This window comes from Serratia silvae, assembly GCF_023282985.1.
Classification (GTDB): Bacteria; Pseudomonadota; Gammaproteobacteria; order Enterobacterales; family Enterobacteriaceae; genus Chania; species Chania silvae.
This window is the reverse complement of the sequence record NZ_JAGQDC010000013.1, coordinates 79,573-99,682: the sequence shown is the minus strand read 5'-3', so window position 1 is coordinate 99,682 and position 20,110 is coordinate 79,573. Positions and strand designations below refer to the sequence as shown.

Annotated in this window: 19 protein-coding genes, 1 tRNA gene and 1 pseudogene; 12 read left to right on the top strand and 9 right to left on the bottom strand. The window is 53.4% G+C overall.

From position 1 onward, the window contains the following. The first annotated feature begins 5 nt into the window (after positions 1 to 5). Entirely contained in the window at positions 6 to 1,220 is a 1,215-nt protein-coding gene (locus tag KAJ71_RS15995) for an O-antigen ligase family protein (RefSeq protein ID WP_248946640.1), read from the top strand. A 65-nt stretch (positions 1,221 to 1,285) separates the two neighbouring features. Here KAJ71_RS15995 and KAJ71_RS15990 read toward each other — a convergent pair whose 3' ends face one another. From KAJ71_RS15990 to KAJ71_RS15975, 4 genes are all read right to left on the bottom strand, one after another. Next, a complete protein-coding gene (locus KAJ71_RS15990) occupies positions 1,286 to 2,080 on the bottom strand; it encodes an ABC transporter ATP-binding protein (protein WP_248946639.1) in 795 nt (264 codons plus the stop codon). Beyond that, positions 2,077 to 2,979, bottom strand: coding sequence for an ABC transporter permease (locus KAJ71_RS15985; RefSeq protein ID WP_248946638.1), 903 nt, complete (start codon positions 2,977 to 2,979; stop codon positions 2,077 to 2,079). The genes KAJ71_RS15990 and KAJ71_RS15985 overlap by 4 nt, the downstream gene beginning before the upstream one ends. 80 nt (positions 2,980 to 3,059) lie before the next feature. After that, complete coding sequence (locus KAJ71_RS15980) at positions 3,060 to 4,022, bottom strand: ABC transporter substrate-binding protein (protein ID WP_248946637.1); 963 nt, start codon at positions 4,020 to 4,022, stop codon at positions 3,060 to 3,062. 505 nt (positions 4,023 to 4,527) lie between these two features. After that, positions 4,528 to 4,615 (bottom strand) — tRNA-Ser (locus KAJ71_RS15975). A gap of 228 nt (positions 4,616 to 4,843) precedes the next feature. Here KAJ71_RS15975 and yccA point away from each other — a divergent pair. Beyond that, positions 4,844 to 5,503, top strand: coding sequence for an FtsH protease modulator YccA (gene yccA, locus KAJ71_RS15970; RefSeq protein ID WP_021181987.1), 660 nt, complete (start codon positions 4,844 to 4,846; stop codon positions 5,501 to 5,503). 109 nt (positions 5,504 to 5,612) lie between these two features. Next, positions 5,613 to 5,942, top strand: a complete 330-nt coding sequence (tusE, locus tag KAJ71_RS15965; RefSeq protein WP_024485653.1) for a sulfurtransferase TusE — start codon at positions 5,613 to 5,615, stop codon at positions 5,940 to 5,942. A 7-nt stretch (positions 5,943 to 5,949) separates the two neighbouring features. On the opposite strand, the gene yccX is transcribed toward tusE, so the two are convergent. Continuing rightward, positions 5,950 to 6,228, bottom strand: a complete 279-nt coding sequence (gene yccX, locus KAJ71_RS15960) for an acylphosphatase (protein ID WP_248946636.1) — start codon at positions 6,226 to 6,228, stop codon at positions 5,950 to 5,952. A gap of 93 nt (positions 6,229 to 6,321) precedes the next feature. Here yccX and rlmI point away from each other — a divergent pair, with 93 nt between their 5' ends. Both rlmI and hspQ read left to right on the top strand, forming a co-directional pair. After that, positions 6,322 to 7,512 (top strand): 23S rRNA (cytosine(1962)-C(5))-methyltransferase RlmI, encoded by a 1,191-nt coding sequence (gene rlmI / locus KAJ71_RS15955; protein WP_248946635.1) that lies wholly within the window; start codon positions 6,322 to 6,324, stop codon positions 7,510 to 7,512. Between the two features lie 61 nt (positions 7,513 to 7,573). Continuing rightward, a complete protein-coding gene (hspQ, locus tag KAJ71_RS15950; RefSeq protein ID WP_021182046.1) occupies positions 7,574 to 7,891 on the top strand; it encodes a heat shock protein HspQ in 318 nt (105 codons plus the stop codon). Positions 7,892 to 8,003: 112 nt separating this feature from the next. On the opposite strand, the gene KAJ71_RS15945 is transcribed toward hspQ, so the two are convergent. Continuing rightward, on the bottom strand, positions 8,004 to 8,417 hold the full coding sequence (locus KAJ71_RS15945) for a CoA-binding protein (protein ID WP_248946634.1): 414 nt from the start codon (positions 8,415 to 8,417) through the stop codon (positions 8,004 to 8,006). A gap of 241 nt (positions 8,418 to 8,658) precedes the next feature. Here KAJ71_RS15945 and KAJ71_RS15940 point away from each other — a divergent pair. Together KAJ71_RS15940 and KAJ71_RS15935 are read left to right on the top strand one after the other, a co-directional pair. Next, positions 8,659 to 9,317, top strand: a pseudogene (locus KAJ71_RS15940) (DUF2057 family protein). Between the two features lie 127 nt (positions 9,318 to 9,444). Further along, entirely contained in the window at positions 9,445 to 9,903 is a 459-nt protein-coding gene (locus tag KAJ71_RS15935; RefSeq protein WP_248946633.1) for a methylglyoxal synthase, read from the top strand. 34 nt (positions 9,904 to 9,937) lie between these two features. Here KAJ71_RS15935 and helD read toward each other — a convergent pair whose 3' ends face one another. Further along, on the bottom strand, positions 9,938 to 11,992 hold the full coding sequence (gene helD / locus KAJ71_RS15930) for a DNA helicase IV (RefSeq protein ID WP_248946632.1): 2,055 nt from the start codon (positions 11,990 to 11,992) through the stop codon (positions 9,938 to 9,940). A gap of 197 nt (positions 11,993 to 12,189) precedes the next feature. Between helD and KAJ71_RS15925 the strand changes: the two genes are divergently transcribed. Beyond that, the gene (locus KAJ71_RS15925) at positions 12,190 to 12,633 is read left to right on the top strand and encodes a YccF domain-containing protein (protein WP_248946631.1); all 444 of its coding nucleotides are present in this window, start codon (positions 12,190 to 12,192) and stop codon (positions 12,631 to 12,633) included. Between the two features lie 34 nt (positions 12,634 to 12,667). Further along, positions 12,668 to 14,803, top strand: a complete 2,136-nt coding sequence (gene yccS / locus KAJ71_RS15920) for a YccS family putative transporter (RefSeq protein WP_248946630.1) — start codon at positions 12,668 to 12,670, stop codon at positions 14,801 to 14,803. Between the two features lie 4 nt (positions 14,804 to 14,807). On the opposite strand, the gene KAJ71_RS15915 is transcribed toward yccS, so the two are convergent. After that, positions 14,808 to 15,464: a TfoX/Sxy family DNA transformation protein gene (locus KAJ71_RS15915; RefSeq protein ID WP_248946629.1), complete on the bottom strand. Its 657-nt coding sequence runs from the start codon at positions 15,462 to 15,464 to the stop codon at positions 14,808 to 14,810. A 230-nt stretch (positions 15,465 to 15,694) separates the two neighbouring features. On the opposite strand from KAJ71_RS15915, the gene sulA reads away from it, so the two are divergent. Both sulA and ompA read left to right on the top strand, forming a co-directional pair. After that, complete coding sequence (sulA, locus tag KAJ71_RS15910) at positions 15,695 to 16,201, top strand: SOS-induced cell division inhibitor SulA (RefSeq protein WP_283106796.1); 507 nt, start codon at positions 15,695 to 15,697, stop codon at positions 16,199 to 16,201. 360 nt (positions 16,202 to 16,561) lie between these two features. Beyond that, on the top strand, positions 16,562 to 17,620 hold the full coding sequence (gene ompA / locus KAJ71_RS15905; protein WP_248946628.1) for a porin OmpA: 1,059 nt from the start codon (positions 16,562 to 16,564) through the stop codon (positions 17,618 to 17,620). Between the two features lie 65 nt (positions 17,621 to 17,685). Here the strand turns inward: ompA and matP are convergent, their stop codons facing one another. After that, on the bottom strand, positions 17,686 to 18,144 hold the full coding sequence (matP, locus tag KAJ71_RS15900; RefSeq protein ID WP_248946627.1) for a macrodomain Ter protein MatP: 459 nt from the start codon (positions 18,142 to 18,144) through the stop codon (positions 17,686 to 17,688). A 208-nt stretch (positions 18,145 to 18,352) separates the two neighbouring features. Here matP and KAJ71_RS15895 point away from each other — a divergent pair, with 208 nt between their 5' ends. Then, positions 18,353 to 20,101 carry an AAA family ATPase gene (locus KAJ71_RS15895; RefSeq protein WP_248946626.1) on the top strand — a complete coding sequence of 583 codons (1,749 nt, stop codon included), beginning with the start codon at positions 18,353 to 18,355 and terminating at the stop codon, positions 20,099 to 20,101. Positions 20,102 to 20,110 lie beyond the last annotated feature (9 nt).

Sequence of the window (20,110 nt, the reverse complement as noted above, 5' to 3'; positions counted from 1 at the left end):
ACCCCATGCCATCCACCGACCTGTGTTCTGTTTCGTTACTTTCCCCTGCCCGCTTTCGGCTGTTTGGCTTCACCGCGTTTTTGCTCGGCGCATCTCTCCCGACTTCCAACGCGCTGATGAATACCTCACTAGTATTGGCGGCGATCTGTCTGCTGTGGCAGCGTGACTTTCGCTACCTGATACCTTTGCTCAAACAACCGCTGGTATGGCTACCCGCATTGATGTTTGCACTGCTGGCAGTCTCGTTATTGACCCAGCACCACGAGTACGGCCCGAAGATGGTCGGCAAATATCAAAAGCTGCTGTATGTACTGCCTCTGGCGCTGTTCTTTCTTGCCGACTCCAAGCTTATCACACGCTTTATCAGCGGCTTTTTGCTGGCCAATGCCGTGATTCTGGCGATCAGCCTAACGGCGGGCATCGGGCATGTGACGCTGGGTGGCCTCGACCCGCAGAATCCAACGGTGTTTAAACTGCAGATAACCCAGAACGTGTTTATGGCGTTTGCTGCGTTGATATGGCTAACCCGCGCTTTTGCGCAATCAGGCGCGCACCGTTGGTGCTATGGGGCGTTGGTTCTACTGGCAACGGCGAACGTGCTGCTGATGGTACAAGGGCGTACCGGCTATGTGGCGCTATTAGTCAGCGTGGGGCTTTGGTTGCTGCTGACGCTGCCCCACTGGCAGCGGTTGGGCGTTCTAACCTGTGGCTTGCTGCTGGCCATTATGCTGATTTTTATCCCCAATAGAGCGACGGAGCGCCTGACGCTCGGCCTTGCTGAAGTGCGCAATTGCGTGTTGGCTCCAGCAGAACAGGCCTATCAGGCTTGCGATAACTCGATGGGGCAACGCACCGCCTTTGCCCGCGAATCACTGCGCCTGATTAAGCAGGCTCCGCTGCTGGGTAACGGGGCCGGGAGCTTCTGGTATGGCAACGCGCAGACCGGTTACGGCGTGCATAATCCGCACAATGAGTATCTGCTGGAAACGGTGCAAAATGGCTTGCTGGGGCTGGCTCTGTTTTTGGGTTGGATGTGGTGTTGTTTCCGAGCAACCTGGCGGCAACCAACAGCCTGCCGCAATCTGCTGGTTGCAGTGCTAGGTAGTTATCTGGCCTGCCACCTGTTCAACTCGTTCCTGCTGGACTCCGCCGAGGGGCATCTGTTTATGGTGTTGGCCGCCGTACTTGCGGGCTATCGGGTAGCCCGGCGGCCTAAATAACCTCAACCGATTCTCTGTGTTTTGTTGGGGCGCCACAATGTGTGCGCCCTACAAAGTGAGCAACCTCAGCTCAGCAGTAGCCCATCATCATCCAGCTTTTCGCCACGTGTTTTCTCAAACATCGCCAGCAGGTCGGTTACCTGCATGTTCGCCCGTTGCTCACCGACAACATCCAGCACCACCCGTCCCTGGTGCAACATCACGGTTCTATGACCATGATCCAGAGCCTGGCGCATGGAGTGCGTCACCATCAGTACGGTCAACTGCTGCTCGGCGACAATACGATCGGTCAATGCCAGCACAAAAGCCGCCGTTTTAGGATCGAGCGCGGCAGTATGCTCATCCAGCAAGAGTAAACGAGAAGGCTGCAGCGAAGCCATCAGCAGGCTGACCGCCTGACGCTGCCCGCCAGACAGCAGGCCCATGTGATCCCCTAAACGATTTTCCAACCCTAGTTCCAACGTGGCCAACTTATCGCGGAACAGCTGCCGCTGTTTGCTCTTGACGGCACGCTGAAATCCTCGGGTTTGACCGCGCTGCAGAGCCAGGGCCAGATTCTCCTCAATGCTCAGCCCCTCGCAGGTTCCCGCCAACGGATCCTGGAATACACGGGCGACCATGCCGGCACGGCGCCAGGCGGGCATCAGGGTAACGTCCTGTTCTCCAATAAACAACTGGCCACGATCGGGCGTAATATCACCGCTGACCGCATTGAGCAAGGTAGACTTCCCTGCCCCATTACTGCCAATGACCGTCACAAACTGCCCTGCCTCGATGTTCAAAGACAGGCCACGTAATACCGGGTTTTCCAGCGGAGTTCCAGGGTTAAAGGTTTTAAACAGCTGCTCGGCACGCATCATGATGGCTGCCTCCCCCGCTTGCTTTTCAATTTTTGTTTCAACTTCGGCAGGACCAGCGCCAACGTCACCAGTAGCGCCGTGATCAGATTCAGATCCTGCGCCTGCAGGCCGATAAAGTCTGCATTCAGGGCCAGAGCGATCATCAGGCGGTACAGCAATGCCCCTAACAGGGTCGCCATTGTGATCAGGAACAGGCTACGGGCAGGCAACAGTGTCTCACCGATGATCACCGCCGCCAGCCCGACGACGATGGTACCGATCCCCATGGAGATATCGGCGCCCCCCTGAGTCTGAACGTACAGCGCCCCCGCCAGCGCTATCAGCGCATTGGAGACCGCCATGCCGATCACCGTCAGACGACTGGTCGCAATCCCCTGAGCGCGCGCCATGCGCGGATTCGCTCCGGTAGCCCGCAGCGCAAGGCCGATTTCGGAGGTCAAGAACGCGTCGAGCGCCAGTTTGACGACCACCACCACCACCAGCAGCAATAATGGTTGGATCAGCCAGGCGTTGTCCTCAACCTGACTGATGAAAGGAGTGAAAACGCTAGGTAAGCCGATCAGGGCCAGATTTGGCGCCCCCATAATGCGCAGGTTGATGGAATACAGGGCAATCATTACCAAAATGCTGGCTAGCAGTTGCAAAATACCGAGCCGCACATGCAGCCAGGCCGTCAAACAGCCAGCACCAGCACCCGCGATAGCCGCCAGCAAACACGCCAGCCAAGGGTTATAACCGCTGACAATCATCACCGCGGCAACCGCGCCCCCTAAAGGGAAGCTGCCATCGGCCGTCAGATCGGGAAAATTGAGTAAACGAAAGGAAATCAATACGCCCAACGCGACCAGCGCAAAGATCAGGCCGATCTCCAAAGCGCCCATCAGGGAAATTAACGACATGCGAACCTCATAAACATCTTGGCCCGCCACCTGCGGCAGGCCATTTACACCCGATGTAAACCATCATTCAACGCAGATCGTTATTTGATGACTTCTTGTGCTGATTGCACCAATTCCGCCGGCAGAGTGACACCCTGCTTCTGGGCAGCTGCAGGGTTCACGCTCAGGCTGAGCTTGTTACCTACCTCAGGAGCGATAGTACCGGGTTTTTCACCCTCTAACAGACGGACGACAATTTTACCGGTCTGGCGGCCCAGATCGTAATAGCTCATCCCCAATGCCGCAGCCGCGCCACGTTTGGCAACGCTATTGTCACCGGCGATCAACGGGATTTTAGCCTGATTGGCAATGCCAACCAGCGACTCGTAGGTGGAGATAACATTGTTATCGGTATTGGTGTAGATCACGTCGACTTTGCCTACCAGGCTTTTCGCCGCTGGGGCTACGTCGATGGTACGTGCGGCAGGAACCTCAACCAACGTCATCCCACGTTTGGTTAATTCATCTTTCAGCTCTTTGACTACCACCGTCGAGTTGACTTCCCCTGGGCTGTAGACCATGCCGACTCGCTTGGCATCGGACTTAACCTTCAAGATCAGATCGACCTGCGGGCCGATGGCAACGCTGTCTGATACACCGGTAACGTTAGTGCCACTCGGCTGCCAGGTACTGACCAGCTTGGCCGCCACCGGATCGGTTACCGTAGTAAACACCACCGGAATGGTCTTGGTGGCCGCCACCACCGACTGGGCCGCAGGCGTTGAAATTGCCACTATCGCATCGGGCTTGTCACCGATAAATTTACGCGCAATCTGCCCAGCAGTAGCCGTATTTCCCTGCGCGCTTTGGAACTGAATCTTGACCTTATCCTTGTCATACCCCGCTGCTTTTAGCTCATCAATCACCCCATCACGGGTGGCATCCAGTGCCGGATGGTCAACGATAGAGAGGATCGCCACGGATTTCGGCGTAGCCGCGTAACTGCTTACTGCAAACAAGGCGGCGGCGAGGGCTACAAAAATATTTTTATTATTCAAAGGCATAATAATGTCCTTTCAGGTTAGAGTCAGTGCCCGATGTGGTGGTCAGCCATCCTAGCACAGTGTTTTACCACCCACCTAGAATGTAACGTTTTGTTATCATGACATTAACATGCAGAATTGAAAGAAAACACTCGCTGCGCTTACACGGGCAGTGATTCGGGTCACAAACCGCCACTTTTGGCCTCTCGTTGTTCGATACACTGGCTTTTGACACCAGGTCATAGGGATATTTTTTCTACTGGAGAAGAAAAATGCGGTCTGGTAATGACAAAGATGAAGGCAAGATGCTGACCCGACACAGGGGAGCATTACGGTATTTCCAAAAAGGATTTATTACCGATTCGGGGATAGGGTCTGGAGTTAACAGGATGAGATGGCGTAGAAGCTATATCAAAGGAGTCACGAGTTCTTGGAATGCACTGAAAGGACTGCGGCCAACATCAAACAACCTCAACACCCAAAACGAAAAACCCCAAGCCTTTTGAGCTTGGGGTCATTCATAATATGGCGGAGGAGCAGAGATTCGAACTCTGGAACGGTTTCCCGTCGACGGTTTTCAAGACCGTTGCCTTCAGCCACTCGGCCACCCCTCCGTAATGCAGCGCACTATAAACACAGCCGATCCTGTTGTAAAGCCTGAAACCGCTCAACCGGACGAAAAAACGGCAATGGCAATCTGACCGATGAAGAAATCAGCAATCAGGGTTCGGCAATACCCCAATAGTCACGTAGGGTAAAGAATGGTAAACAATCTTTAATCAATGGCTTGCACTGCACTATCATCATGATCAATTTTGTGATGACCTGATAAGAGAGATCATATGGACCGCATTGTCGTCTCATCCTCCTCGCGCGACTCTTTGCTAAGCACGCATAAAGTCCTGCGTAACACCTATTTTCTGCTGTCGTTAACGCTGGCCTTTTCAGCACTGACCGCAACCGCCAGCACCATGCTGGGTTTACCGGCTCCTGGGCTGCTGTTAATGCTGGTCGGTTTTTATGGTTTGATGTTCCTGACCCATAAGCTGGCCAATAGCCCTGCCGGTATTCTGGCGGCCTTCGCCTTCACCGGCTTTATGGGCTACGCCCTTGGCCCGATCCTGAGCTCGTTCCTGAACGCTGGCGCAGGTGATTTGATCATGCTGGCGCTGGGCGGTACCGCAGTGGTGTTCTTCTGCTGCTCGGCTTATGTGCTGACCACCCGTAAAGACATGTCGTTCCTGTCTGGCATGATGATGGCGGGCTTCGTGGTGCTGTTGGTGGCGGTTATCGCTAACCTGTTCTTGCAGATCCCTGCTCTGCACCTGGCCATTAGCGCATTGTTTATTCTGTTCTCTGCCGGTGCCATGCTGTGGGAAACCAGCAACATCATTCATGGCGGCGAAACCAACTATATCCGTGCCACCGTCAGCCTGTATGTCTCGCTGTACAACATGTTTATCAGCCTGCTGAGCATCCTGGGCTTCGCCCGCAGCAACTGATACAGCGCTTTTGTTTTGGCCAGAGCCCCGCAATGCGGGGCTTTATTTTTGCCAGGGCAAAAGTTTGCTAGACTGTGGCCCGCAATGAATTACCGATTACCGAGGCTGTATGTTGGAGTTTGAAGGTCAGACGATTGAAACTGACGCCCAGGGCTATCTGAAAAACAGCGCCGACTGGCACGAAGGGCTGGCCCCGCTGTTAGCGGCACAGGAAGAGATTGAACTGAGCGAAGCGCATTGGGAAGTCGTACGCTTTGTGCGTAGCTTCTATCAGGAATTTAATACCTCACCGGCTATTCGCATGCTGGTAAAGGCGATGGCGCAAAAATATGGCGAAGAGAAAGGCAGCAGCCGCTACCTGTATCGCCTGTTCCCGAAAGGCCCGGCCAAACAGGCGACCAAGATCGCAGGGTTGCCAAAGCCGGTGAAGTGTATCTAGCCCCTGTTTAATAGCGAATACTAAAGCCCTTATACTCGGCAACTCCACGCGGTTCCACCAGCACGCGGTCAACGCGGGCGCTGCGTGGGCCGCCGCTTTTCAGCCACGCCATCAGTTGGTCAACCGCCTGTTGTTCGCCACAGGCCAGCACTTCCACGCTGCCATCATCCAGATTACGAGCATAGCCGGTTAACCCCAAAACCATAGCCTGGCGTTGGGTGTTATAGCGAAACCCGACCCCTTGCACCACACCATAGACATACGCGGTAATACAAACTTGTGTCATAATCGGCTCCTGATCGATTTCATTACAGGCATTCTCTGCGCTGATGCCCAGAGTGTGTCACTCTTTTTTCTCTATCTGGCAGCATACTTAATTATGACCGCACGCTTGATCCTTGCAAAAGGACGTGAAAAGTCCTTACTCCGTCGCCATCCGTGGATTTTCTCTGGCGCTGTTCTCCGTGTCGAAGGTAAAGCCCAGTCCGGCGAAACCGTCGATATCCATGACAGCCACGGTAAATGGCTGGCACGCGGTGCCTATTCACCAGAATCGCAAATTCGCGCACGCGTCTGGACCTTCAAGCAGGATGAAGAAATTGATATCGCTTTCTTTATCAGCCGATTGCAGCAGGCACAAAGCTGGCGTGATTGGGTCGCAAAACGTGATGGGCTGGACGGTTATCGCCTGATCGCCGGTGAGTCTGACGGTATGCCGGGGATCACCATCGATCGCTTCCAGAACTTCCTGGTTTTACAGTTACTTTCCGCCGGTGCCGAATATCAGCGCGCCCCGCTGCTTTCTGCTCTCCAGCACTGCTATCCAGATTGCGCGATCTACGATCGTTCAGACGTTGCCGTACGTAAAAAAGAGGGTTTACCGCTCACCCAAGGCCCGGTGCTGGGCGATCTTCCTCCGGCCCTGCTACCGATCACCGAGCATGGTATGAAACTGCTGGTGGACATTCAACAGGGCCACAAGACCGGTTTTTATCTCGATCAGCGTGACAGCCGCCTGGCAGCGCGTAACTATTCCGCAGGCTGTCGCGTGCTCAACTGCTTCTCGTACACCGGTGCTTTCGCGGTGTCTGCCTTGATGGGTGGGTGTGAACAGGTCATTAGCGTAGATACATCGCAGGCCGCGCTGGACATCGCCAAGCAGAACGTCGAGCTGAACCAGCTGGATTTGAGCAAGGCCGAGTTTGTGCGTGATGACGTATTCCAACTGCTGCGCAACTACCGCACGCAGGGTGAGAAATTCGATCTGATCATCATGGATCCACCGAAGTTTGTCGAAAACAAAAATCAGTTGGCCAGCGCCTGTCGCGGTTATAAAGACATCAATATGTTAGCCTTCCAGTTGCTGAACCCAGGCGGTATTCTGCTCAGCTTCTCCTGCTCTGGCCTGATGCCGACCGATCTGTTCCAGAAAATTTTGGCCGATGCTGCTATAGATGCCGGGCGTGATGTACAATTTATAGAGCAGTTCCGACAGGCTGCCGATCACCCGGTGATTGCGACTTACCCTGAAGGCCTGTATCTGAAAGGGTTTGCCTGCCGGGTGATGTAACTTGAAATGCGCTGTTTTTGTCCTCATATAGAGTTCAATGCACTGTTTCTCAGGAGGTCATATGATAGCCAGCAAATTCGGTATCGGTCAGCAGGTTCGTCACCGGCTGCTGGGGTATTTGGGGGTGGTGATTGATGTCGATCCAGAATACTCTCTGGAGCACCCAAAAGCAGACGAGATTGCAGCCAACGACGAGTTGCGCCTCGCCCCGTGGTATCACGTGGTGATGGAAGACGATGAAGGCCAGCCGGTTCACACTTATCTGGCCGAAGCGCAATTGGCGGGGGAAGCACAGGATGCGCACCCAGAACAGCCTTCTCTGGATGAGCTGGCAGAATCCATTCGCAGCCAGTTGCAGGCCCCCCGGCTGCGTAACTAAGCGTCAAGCCTGAGAAACCAACACCGAGCGGGCGCGGCGTGTAGCGCCCCACTTAGCATAACGGGTTTAAGTCTATCAAAACGCCAGGGCCAACCCTGGCGTTTTCGCTCAATCAGCTTGCCAGCCCCAGGCGCGGGATCTCAATCTTCGGGCAACGATCCATAATCACCGTTAACCCGGCCTGTTTGGCCAATGCTTCCGCCTGTTCGTTGATCACCCCGATTTGTAACCACAGCACCTTGGCACCTATCGCAATGGCCTCCTGCGCCACCCCGTAGGCCGCCTCCGAGTTACGGAACACATCCACCATATCAACAGGGTGAGGAATAGCCTCCAATGTGGCATAAACCTCCTGCCCAAGCAGCGTCTGCCCGGCCAGCTTCGGGCTCACCGGAATGACCTGATAGCCTTGCGCCAATAAATAAGCCATGACGCCATAGCTGGCTCGAGCCGGTTTATCACTGGCGCCCACCAGCGCAATGGTCTTGACTTGTTTCAATACCTCTGCAATTGCTAGGTCTTGCATTTTTTGCTCCTGATATTTTGCCAGAAATGCCCTTTCATCAGTGTAACCGAAACGCCAATATCGGTTAAAACTTGTTATCAGTTCGCGGCTATACTGTTCGCAGGCTGGTTTGGTCCAGCGCATTATTTCAAATATTATCCAAGTATGTATAAATGTAAATTAAACGACGTTTTGAAAAGATTTGACATAACTAGTGGCGTATCCAACACTAGTCATCCTGTTCCACGAAAAGGAAGTAACGATGAAATTTGGTCTGGTGGTTGCGGGGCTGCTTGGAATATCGCTGAGCGTTTCGGCCGCAGCTACGACCCTGAAGCTTTCCCCGGACATCGAGCTTATGGTGGTCGACGGCAAGCAAATGACGGGCTCGTTGTTAAAAGGGGCCGATAGTCTGGAATTGAATGACGGGCAGCATCAACTGCTGTTCAAAGTCACCAAATCCATACCTAAAGAACAACGCTCTCAGGTACTTTACACTTCATCCGTACAGATTGTGGTGTTTAACAGTCAAAACGTCAGCGCCGTTACCATTGAGCTACCGCGTATCGAGAATGAGCAGGATGCCCAGCGGTTTGATAAAGCACCGAATTATAAAATTCTGGGTAACCACGGTAAGCCGTTGGCGATCAAACACGATGTATTACCGCTAGCAACTTCACCCAATGAGCATAACCTGGAAAAGATCGTTGCCGATTATAACGTTCAAAATCACCAGGCCTCCGTCCCGGCGTTAGCACATCTGCGTGCCAGTGTAATCGCAGCGGCGCCGGGTAGCCCAACGGTTACCCCCTGAGCGGTGACAACGTTACCGAGAAAATGCTGCAATACGGGTTCCTGTACACCGATCACAAGACGCAAAAACGGTTTATCGCCTGGGCTGGCCAATCCCGCAACCGTTAAATACTGCCAACCACGCTTTTATCCCGTAAAGGCGTGTTTTGTTCGCAATTTCCCGCGTTAAGACTAGGCAGTGAAATACAGTTTCAGTAATCTGTGGCGAATCATTCGATTTTCCAAGGATAGCGACATGGAACAAACCACCCGCACCATCGCAGCACGCAAGCATATTGCGCTCGTTGCTCACGACCACCGCAAGCAGGCCTTGCTGAAATGGGTTGAAGACAATAAAGAGATACTTGCCCAGCATCAGCTGTATGCCACGGGTACCACCGGCAATTTGATCCAGCGGGCCAGCGGTATTCCGGTGCAGAGCATGCTGAGTGGCCCAATGGGCGGCGATCAGCAAGTGGGTGCACTGATCGCCGAAGGCAAGATTGATATGCTGATCTTCTTCTGGGATCCGCTAAACGCCGTACCCCACGATCCCGATGTCAAAGCCTTGCTGCGCCTAGCCACGGTCTGGAACATCCCAGTAGCGACCAACCGCTCCACCGCCGATTTCCTGATCGACTCATCGCTGTTCAAGAGCGAAGTGGTGATTGCTATTCCTGATTACGAAAAGTACCTTGCCGAACGCTTGAAATAATGCCCAAGGCCTGGTGTAGTGCCAGGCCTGTGATTTACGGCTTTCTCTGCGACGGCACGCCAATCTCTTGCAACTGCTCGATAAATACCGACGGCCGTTCACGATCTTGTAATAACCAAACCTGATGCCTGGCCCGAGTGAGGGCGACATAGAGCAAACGCCGCTCCTCCGCATCCGGGAAATCCTCTGGCTGAGGCAACAACACCTCTTCGAGTACGGATTCACGGACTTCCGCCGGGAATCCATCCTTGCCTTCATACAGCCCAGCAATGATCACGTAGTCTGCCTGTTGGCCTTTGCTGGCATGGATCGTCATAAACTCGATGTTCAGCTTTGGCCAACGCGTTGCCGCCTTTTGCAGCACCTCCGGCTTGAGATGATGGTAGCGCGCCAGCACCAGGATACGTTCCTGCGGCTTCGCATAGCCACTCAGCTTGTCCAACAACGCCTCCAACTGTTCCTGCGGCAGGATAACCACCGACTTCTTGTTGCCCTTGGTCAAGCTATTGAGCGGCTTTTTCAACTGATGCGGGTTCTGCTGCACAAAACCGTTGGCCACTTCACCGATCCGATCGTTAAAGCGGTAGGTAGTATCAAGCGCACACTGATCGCCTGCGCCAAAATTCTCGGCAAAAGCAGTGGTCAGCGACAGCTCTGCCCCACTGAAACGGTAAATAGCCTGCCAATCATCACCAACGGCAAACAGGCTGGTCTGCTTGTTCTGCTTACGCAGTGCCGCCAGCAACTGCGCACGCTGCGGTGAGATATCCTGGAATTCATCCACCAGAATATGCTTCCACGGGCTAATAAAGCGCCCCTTTTCCAACAGATTGACGGCTTGATGTATCAGCCCGGCAAAATCGACTGCCCCTTCGTCCTTCAAGGCGGTTTTCCAGGCTTTCAGCAGCGGGGCCATCAGGCGAATGCGTTTGCTGAACAGATCGCGGATCTCTTCGTCGGCCTGCTCTATCATTTCTGCCTGACTACTTCCGTGGGTGCGCATCAAGCCAAGCCAGCGCTCCAGGCGCCCGCTCAAACGCTCCGCCAGACGCAAGTCATGCCAGAAGTCGCCATCGGGTAATTCCCACTCCAGCTCTTCCGTTAACCATTGCCGCCAGCCTTTGGCCTGCGCCTTTTTCTCGCTGCACTGTTTTTGCCAGTGGGTGATCAGCAACGCCCGGCGCGCTTTGCTATCGGTTTCCAGCTTGCTGATCGCCGGTGCCTTGCGGCTACCCTGCTGGATAATCTGCAGCGCCAGCGCATGGAACGTTTTAGCTTGGATCGCCACGCTGCCCAAGCGTTCCTGAATACGTTCGTTCATCTCTTCGGCGGCTTTACGCCCGAATGCCAACAACAGGATCTGCTCAGGTTCGGCCTCTTGACGCAGCAGTAACCAGCCCGCTCGCGCTACCAGCACCGAGGTTTTGCCACTGCCAGCTCCCGCAAGTACCAGCACGGCATCCTCGCCGTTTACCACGGCCCTGCTTTGCGATTCATTCAACGGTGAAGTTTCAACGGTCTGGAAGAAATCCTGATGGGTTTCCAACATCCGGTCGCACCACCGTTGATTGCGTTGCGCCACGCTGCGCAGACCAGACTTGAGCCACTGCAGACACAAGTGATAACTTTCGCGGCAGTTTTCAAACTCATCCATCCGTGCCACCGGCATTGGCAATGCGCTAAACGACTGACGGATCTGCTGCTGCAAATTGCTCAATTCAGCACGCTTGAACCACTTGTCCTGTTGCTCGATTTGGCGGATACGATCAACCTGCTGTTGCAGTACCTCGGCGCTCACTTCACTCATCTCGCTGCTCCACTGCTGCCATGACTGCTGCAGATAGTGGTAAAAGCGCTGTGTTTCCTGCCATTCGGTACCGTGCAGGCGCACGACTTTTTCATCCGGCAGTTCGAACTCGAGCTCCCCCCAGACGATCCCACGTTTACAACGCACCTGGATCAACTGGTTGAAAGGAATAAGGTATTCATGCTTTTCGCCGCTCACCTCAACGCCGGCATGCAATAACCGTACGCGGTTGTAAGGATGCTGTGCCAGGTGCTTCCCCAGCGATGTCGCCTTTAGTTCCATATACCCACGCCATAATCATGTTGAGATATACCCGTCGTTTTTCAAGCTGCTTGAAATCCATAGGGTAGAATTGCTATCAGTTTACCCGCGTTAAGCAATGGCACTCTAGCGTTAAAAAAAGGGTAGAATAGTTTTTGCGTTAAGCTTGTGAATACTTCCCCGTGCCGTTTGGCCATCATTAGAGCAGAATGACGACTATGCGTACTGTATTGAACGTTCTTAATTTCGTGTTGGGTGGTTTTTTCACCACGCTTGGCTGGTTGATTGCCACCTTCTTCAGCGTCGTGCTGATTTTCACCCTGCCATTGACCCGCTCCTGCTGGGAAATTACCAAAATATCCCTGCTGCCATTTGGCAACGAAGCGATCCATATCGATGAATTATACCCAGAGAAAAGCAATGCCCTGCTGGCTGCCGGCGGTTCTTTGCTGAATATCGTCTGGCTGATCCTGTTCGGCTGGTGGCTGTGCCTGTCACATATTGTTGCGGGTATCGCCCAGTGCATCACTATTATTGGTATTCCGGTAGGCATTGCCAATTTCAAGATAGCCGCTATCGCCCTGTGGCCAGTCGGCCGCCGCGTCGTTCCCGTTGAGGTGGCCCAACAGGCGCGGATCGAGAACGCCCGCCGCCGATTTTAATCGCGTTAACTTTTCGCCCATTTAGGAGCTTGTCGTGCTCTCTTTTGCACCCAAAATTCGGCGTTATACCTATAACAGCAACCTGCTTTATAACCTGCGTATTTTTATCGCTCTGGCCGGGGCTTCTGCGGTGCCATGGTGGTTGGATATCCCTAAACTGACCATTCCGTTAACGCTGGGGGTCGTTGCTGCCGCGCTAACGGATCTGGACGACCGGCTAGCAGGAAGGTTGCGTAACCTGCTCATTACGCTAGTGTGCTTTTTTGTGGCCTCGGCATCAATTGAACTCCTGTTTCCTTACCCTTGGCTGTTTGCCGTCGGTCTAACGACCTCAACCTGCGGCTTTATCCTGCTGGGAGCATTGGGTCAGCGTTACGCCACCATCGCCTTTGGTGCCTTGCTGATCGCCGTCTACACCATGCTTGGCACCTCCATGTACGACGCCTGGTACCAGCAACCTGCCCTGCTGATTATCGGTGCCGTTTGGTATAACCTGCTGACGCTGATCGGTCATCTGCTATTTCCTATCAAGCCCCTGCAGGAAAACCTGGCCCGCTGCTATGAACAGTTGGCCAACTATCTGGATGCCAAGGCCAACCTGTTCGATCCGGATGCCGAATCGGACGCCGATCTGCCGTGGGTGGACGTGGCAATGGCCAACAGCACGCTGGTGACCACGCTAAATCTGACCAAGACTTCACTGCTGACCCGCTTGAAAGGCGACCGCGGCCAACGCGGCACTCGCAGAACGCTGCACTACTATTTTGTTGCACAGGATATCCATGAACGTGCCAGTTCTTCTCACGTACAGTATCAGGCCCTAAGCCAACAGTTTCGCCACAGCGATATTCTGTTCCGCTTCCAGCGGCTGCTGACCAAGCAGGCTCGTGCCTGTCAGCAACTGGCACAGTCGATACTACTTCGGCAAAAATATCTGCATAACCCGCGTTTTGAACCCGCTTTTTCGCGCCTGGAAGAGGCGCTAACCCGGATTACCGTTACCCCAGAAAATCGCGAGCTGACCAGAGCGCTATCCCACCTGCTGAAGAATTTACGGGCGATTGACGCCCAGTTGGCCAATATCGAGTCTGAACAGTCCTTGGCGAGTGACCAGACCGAGGAAAACAGTCTGTCAGACGATCGACTCACTGGTTGGAGCGATATTCGCTTGCGTATCAGCCGCCACCTGACGCCACAATCCGCCCTATTCCGCCACGCCATCCGTATGTCCGTTGTGTTGTGCGCGGGCTATGCGTTTATTCAACTGACCGGAATGCAGCACGGTTATTGGATCCTGCTGACCAGCCTGTTTGTCTGCCAGCCCAATTACAATGCCACCCGCAGGCGTCTGGCATTACGGATCATCGGCACTCTGGCAGGCATTTTGATCGGCCTGCCAATACTGTATTTTGTGCCCTCAATGGAAGGGCAGTTGATCCTGATCGTTATCTCTGGAGTGTTGTTCTTCGCCTTCCGAACCGTGCAATATGCCCAAGCCACGATGTTTATCACCCTGTTGGTCTTGCTATGCTTTAACCTGTTGGGCGAAGGGTTCGAAGTGGCTGCCCCGCGCGTCTACGATACCCTTCTGGGTTGTGCCATTGCCTGGGCAGCGGTGAGTTTTATCTGGCCGGACTGGAAGTTCCGTCAGTTACCGGCCATGGTGCGTAAGACACTGAATGCCGACTGCCGCTATCTGGATGCCATTATGGTGCAGTACCATCAGGGCAAGGATAACGGCCTGCCTTATCGTATTGCCCGCCGCGATGCCCACAATAGCGATGCCGAATTGGCGTCGGTGATCTCTAACATGTCTGTCGACCCCAAGGCTGATAAAACCATTCAGGAAGCGGCATTCCGCCTGCTGTGCCTTAACCATACCTTGCTGAGTTATATTTCCGCTCTGGGTGCCCACCGTGAGCGCCTGGAAAATGCTGCCGTGCTTGACTTGCTCAACGATGCGGTTTGCTATGTTGATGACGCATTACACCACGACGCTCATGACTATCAACGTTTCACGCAGGCACTGGAGGCCCTCTCCGAGCGTATTACTGCGCTAGTTCCGGAGCCGGAAAGTAAAGAACAGCTGGTGTTGCAGCAAATTGGTCTGGTGCTCGAGTTGCTACCAGAGCTGACGGCACTTAACACACAAATTGCCAAAGCGGGTTGATAGTTTAAGGGGGTGGGCCGCAGGCGCGGTCTTCCGACCGCCCCTCAAAACAGGGAAGTAGCGCGTTGTTTTCGAACCATTCAGCCAACGCTTCCCTTTGAAGGTTCGGTAGAGCGGCATGATGATAGCCCGCCATGGCACCCGCCAGTGATATCAGCACTTTCATGCCCAGATTTTTTTGCTGTTGCAGCAGTTTCAGATAGCTATCTCTGGCACCCAACAGGCGAAAATCATAAATATTGCATATGCCTGCTCGCCACAACTGCCGCTCTAATGAGGCATCTATATTCGGTAAATCTTTCAATCTGCCATTACAGCGTTTTTTCACCTTAATCTCTTTACGCGTCTCACAGAGAGACTGCCTGGCAAGCTCACACAGTTCACGACGCCGCCGCCACAGCCCGTCATTTACCCAGTAATAGCGCATGACCATAGGGACCCCCCGCTTTAAATAGGTCATATTCACCATACCAAGCTCACGGAACGCGGTCTCCAGGCTTTCTGTTGCACGTAAATACAACTCACCTTCGGCAATGACCGCAAACATTGTGCCGTCAGCCAGCAGGCCATAGCCACCAAACTGCGAGCGTATGGCAATATTTCCCAGGGCGGCAAAGCAGGCCTTTGCCTGTTCGATCCTCATTAGCGAACCTCCATTCATTTATATCTCCTTATATAAATCACAGCCATCGGGCATTTTTGGTTGAAATAAACGTAACCGGAACAACTAATTAAAAAAAATACGCATTATGCCCAGCCGTGCCAATCATAAATTTAGGACGTACAAAAGATAATCTCAATTATGCGAAGCGTTACGAAAATTTGGGTTGATCTTCTGTTTCGATGGCTATACTGTATATACATACAGTAACACTACGGGCGGGAGACGACATGCGTACTCAATCACTTTATCAACCTCATTTTAGCCAATCCTCAATGCCTGCGGAGCAAGCAATGATCCCTGCGCAAGAGGGCAACGAAAATGGCCTAATCAGTGAGCTTGTTTACAATGAGCGGCAACCCGCCGTAGCCCAGTTATTGGTGCCTCTGTTACAGCAGTTGGGCAGGCAATCACGTTGGTTACTGTGGTTGACCCCGCAGCAGAAACTGAGCAAAACCTGGCTGCAACAGGCCAAGCTACCGGTTGATAAGGTCATACAGCTTAATCAGATCAATCCACTGGCTACCGTAGACGCCATGGAGAAGGCTTTACTGACAGGAAATTACAGTGTAGTACTAGGCTGGTTACCAGAATTGACGCAAGAGGATCGTTTAAGGCTAAGTCGAGCGGCTGAGTTAGGCAATGCCTATGGGTTCATTATGCGGCCACAACGTGACATCGTTGCTGCCGACAGACACTGTTCAACCTTAAAAATTCACTCTCCTTTGTATCATTAAGTAAATTTAGGACTTTTCCCATCAATTTTATCGGTTGGTCTGGCAACTCCAGAGGGATCAAGCGAAAAGCGAGGTTGGCTGCGGTTCAGCGCCATTTTCCATGGAAAGAAAATACCTCGTTTACCCCCCCGATATGTTAGAGGATATGTCTAATTCCATGTTTTTTTTTAGAGCTTTATCACATCACACTTGTAACTTTCGCGCCACGTTGTAGACTTTACATCGCCAAGGTTGCTCTATAACGCCAGAAAAACTGGCAGAGTAACAAACGAGGGCTCAAACCTTGGCGAAGGAATTTAAACCAAGGGCTTAAAGCAGCTTTAAAGCTCATTGCCTATTTGGATGATAACGAGGCGCAAAATGAAAAAGACAGCTATCGCATTAGCAGTGGCACTGGCAGGTTTCGCTACAGTAGCGCAAGCCGCACCAAAAGACGACACTTGGTACACTGGTGCTAAACTGGGTTGGTCCCAGTTCCATGACACCGGTTTCTACGGTAACGGTTACACCGTTGATAACGACGCACGCAAAGACCAGCTTGGTGCTGGTGCGTTCGTTGGCTATCAGGCAAACCAATACCTGGGCTTCGAAATGGGCTACGACTGGTTAGGTCGTATGAAATATACCGGCGCTAACACCGGTTCTTTCAAAGCTCAAGGCGTTCAACTGGCAGCTAAACTGAGCTACCCAATCGTTGACGATCTGGACATCTACACCCGTCTGGGCGGCATGGTATGGCGTGCAGACAGTGATGGTGCTGGCTCTAACGGTGGCAACCATGACACTGGCGTTTCTCCATTGGCAGCAGTGGGTGTTGAATACGCACTGACTCGTGACTGGGCTACCCGCCTGGACTACCAGTGGGTTAACAACATCGGTGACGCAGGTACCGTTGGCGCACGTCCAGACAACGGCATGCTGAGCGTAGGTGTTTCCTACCGCTTTGGTCAGGAAGACGCAGCTCCAGTCGTTGCTCCAGCTCCGGCACCAGCTCCAGTTGTTGAGACCAAGAAGTTCACTCTGACTTCTGACGTTCTGTTCTCATTCGGTAAAGCAACCCTGAAACCAGAAGGCCAACAAGCTCTGGATCAGCTGTACACCCAACTGAGCTCACTGGATCCGAAAGACGGTTCTGTTGTAGTTCTGGGCTTCACCGACGCAGTAGGTTCAGCTGAATCTAACCAACGTCTGTCTGAGCGCCGCGCACAAAGCGTTGTAGATTACCTCGTGTCTAAAGGTATCCCTTCAGACAAGATTTCTGCACGTGGCATGGGCGAAGCTAACCCAATCACTGGTGACACCTGTGGCTACCGTTCAGGCCGCGCAACTGCAGCTCAGATCGCATGTCTGGCTCCAGATCGTCGCGTAGAGATCGAAGTTAAAGGTATCAAAGAAGTTGTTTCTCAGCCTCAGGGCTAAGTAAGCGCTTCTTAGTAAAAAACCCCGCATTGCGGGGTTTTTTTTCGACCTAAACATTCGGTAAGCTATTTATCATTCTTACCCAGGATCGCCTGTAGATCCTGTTTCAGCGACGACATCTGGGTGGCATACTTCTCTTTGCGCTCGGCATCTTCGATCAGTTGCACGACGGTTTCCGACAGAGTGACGCCACGGCGATGCGCCAGCGCAGCCAAACGTTGCCAGACCAGGAACTCCAGATCGATCGATTTCTTGCGCGTATGCTGATGTTCTGAGTTAAAATGACGCTTACGCCGGGCGCGTATGGTTTGCTTCATCCGGTTATCCAACGTCGGATTCATATGCTCATCGACCCACGCCAGCACTTTTACCGGTTCATTTTCCAGCTTCAGCAGTTCGTCAATGACCTCCTGAGCAAGGCTGTTTTCAATGTAGCGGGTGATGGCCTCACCTTCCCGGTGCTTTTTGACCAGGTACTTCCATTTCCAACCGCTCTCCAGATTTTCCAGTTGCTGATATTTCATCGTGAACTCTGCTGTGACCGTGTAACTTTAATAATCATAACAGCTTTAGCCAACTTTTCCTCGCCAATTACCTGCCGTTTTTGACTGTTTTTTGCACAAAGATCGGGCTATGTCAAACTCCAATGCTCAACAATGACTCTGGATCTATCAAGCTGGCGTTATTCTTGTATAATCGCGCTTTCCCTTTTTGACGATTGCATCTAACACTTTGACCAATAACCGACTTGAATGGCAATCTCTGTTGCCTGCTGCTACGCCTTATCAGGCGATTTTCGATTCCGCTGCTCAATTGGCACCCGTGGCCTTTTCTGCAATCCAGCCCCGTTTGGAGAATGCGCTGACGCTGTTTTTGCATCCGCTGTCTCTGCCACGTTTTATGCTGTTGAAAGCACAGGAAACACGTGAGTATCTGGCGTTGATCGCCCGAGCGGCAGAAGAGTTGCAACCGCGTAATACCGTTAAAGGCAGTCACTATGTGATTGAAGGCGACATCATCAGCATTAAAGATGCCATTCACGGCGATGAACCTTTTGCCGCCGGCGGTGCTTGCGTTTACCAGGAATGGGTTGAGCCAGAACAGTTATTTGGCTGTGTCAGAATGCACAATGGTGCTATCACCTTGCAGCCGGGTCTGGTCCATCAGGCTAACGGCGGCGTGCTGATCCTATCGGCGCGTGCCCTATTGGCACAGCCGCTACTGTGGCTGCGTCTCAAGCAGATGATTACCCAGCGCCAATTCCAGTGGTTGACGCCAGATGAAACCCGGCCACTGCCGCTTTCCATCCCCCCAATGCCGCTGGAGTTACGCCTGATTGTAGTGGGAGATCGCCATGGCCTGGCTGATTTCCACGATATGGAGCCGGAAGTCTGCGGGCAGGCCGTCTACGGTGAATATGAAGACGACCTGCAGCTCACCGAGCCAGACAATATGGTGCAATGGTGTGGCTATATCAATAGCGTGGTCGCCGAGCAGCAATTACCGCCGCTGGCAGCCGACGCCTGGCAGCCTCTGATGGTTCAGGCTGTGCGCCATACCGGTGACCAGGGTAACCTACCGCTATCGCCACTGTGGGTCAGCCAGCAGCTTTCTGAGGCCGCTCTGTATGCCGAAGAGGAGCAGATCACCGCTAAAGCGTTAGAAGCGGCGCTGAATGCCCGTGAATGGCGTGAAAGCTATCTTGCAGAACGCATGCAGGACGAGATTGAGCTGGGCCAGATCATGATCGAAACCGAAGGTGAGGTGATTGGTCAGATTAACGGCCTGTCGGTGCTGGATTATCCAGGGCATCCGCGCAGCTTTGGCGAACCTTCACGCATCAGCTGTGTGGTCCACCTGGGCGATGGCGAATTCACCGATGTGGAGCGTAAAGCCGAGCTGGGAGGCAATCTGCACGCCAAAGGAATGATGATCATGCAAGCGTTCCTGATCTCCGAACTGGATCTCGATCAGCAACTCCCCTTCTCCGCCTCGATCGTCTTTGAGCAATCCTACGGCGAAGTTGACGGGGACAGCGCCTCGCTGGCCGAACTCTGCGCCTTGATCAGCGCATTGTCACAGCAGCCGATCACCCAGCAGATCGCCGTGACCGGTTCCGTTGACCAGTTTGGTAATGTGCAACCGATCGGCGGCGCAAACGAAAAAATCGAAGGTTTCTTCGAAGTCTGTCTGCGCCGTGGCCTAACGGGCAAACAGGGCGTGATCCTGCCAGCAAGCAACGTGCGGCACCTTTGCCTGCGCCCAGACGTCGTCGAAGCGGTACGTGAAGGGCAATTCCATTTGTGGGCGGTGGATAGCGTTGCGGAAGCCTTGCCGTTATTGACCGGTTATCCGTACGCCGATGAGCAGCAGCCTAGCTTGCTGACCGCCATCCAGGAGCGGATTGCGCAGGCCATGTTGCCAGAACGGCGTCCGTTGCCGTGGCCATTGCGCTGGCTTAACTGGTTCAGCCGTGGCTGATCGGACTTG

Bases quoted from the DNA above. Each gene is read 5' to 3' on its own strand.
- KAJ71_RS15980 (WP_248946637.1), bottom strand. From the start codon at position 4,022: ATGCCTTTGAATAATAAAAATATTTTTGTAGCCCTCGCCGCCGCCTTG.
- KAJ71_RS15985 (WP_248946638.1), bottom strand. From the start codon at position 2,979: ATGTCGTTAATTTCCCTGATGGGCGCTTTGGAGATCGGCCTGATCTTT.
- KAJ71_RS15935 (WP_248946633.1), top strand. From the start codon at position 9,445: ATGGAACAAACCACCCGCACCATCGCAGCACGCAAGCATATTGCGCTC.
- tusE (WP_024485653.1), top strand. From the start codon at position 5,613: ATGTTGGAGTTTGAAGGTCAGACGATTGAAACTGACGCCCAGGGCTAT.
- ompA (WP_248946628.1), top strand. From the start codon at position 16,562: ATGAAAAAGACAGCTATCGCATTAGCAGTGGCACTGGCAGGTTTCGCT.
- KAJ71_RS15945 (WP_248946634.1), bottom strand. From the start codon at position 8,417: ATGCAAGACCTAGCAATTGCAGAGGTATTGAAACAAGTCAAGACCATT.
- rlmI (WP_248946635.1), top strand. From the start codon at position 6,322: ATGACCGCACGCTTGATCCTTGCAAAAGGACGTGAAAAGTCCTTACTC.
- sulA (WP_283106796.1), top strand. From the start codon at position 15,695: ATGCGTACTCAATCACTTTATCAACCTCATTTTAGCCAATCCTCAATG.
- matP (WP_248946627.1), bottom strand. From the start codon at position 18,144: ATGAAATATCAGCAACTGGAAAATCTGGAGAGCGGTTGGAAATGGAAG.
- KAJ71_RS15925 (WP_248946631.1), top strand. From the start codon at position 12,190: ATGCGTACTGTATTGAACGTTCTTAATTTCGTGTTGGGTGGTTTTTTC.
- KAJ71_RS15915 (WP_248946629.1), bottom strand. From the start codon at position 15,464: ATGAATGGAGGTTCGCTAATGAGGATCGAACAGGCAAAGGCCTGCTTT.
- helD (WP_248946632.1), bottom strand. From the start codon at position 11,992: ATGGAACTAAAGGCGACATCGCTGGGGAAGCACCTGGCACAGCATCCT.
- KAJ71_RS15995 (WP_248946640.1), top strand. From the start codon at position 6: ATGCCATCCACCGACCTGTGTTCTGTTTCGTTACTTTCCCCTGCCCGC.
- KAJ71_RS15990 (WP_248946639.1), bottom strand. From the start codon at position 2,080: ATGATGCGTGCCGAGCAGCTGTTTAAAACCTTTAACCCTGGAACTCCG.
- hspQ (WP_021182046.1), top strand. From the start codon at position 7,574: ATGATAGCCAGCAAATTCGGTATCGGTCAGCAGGTTCGTCACCGGCTG.
- yccA (WP_021181987.1), top strand. From the start codon at position 4,844: ATGGACCGCATTGTCGTCTCATCCTCCTCGCGCGACTCTTTGCTAAGC.
- yccX (WP_248946636.1), bottom strand. From the start codon at position 6,228: ATGACACAAGTTTGTATTACCGCGTATGTCTATGGTGTGGTGCAAGGG.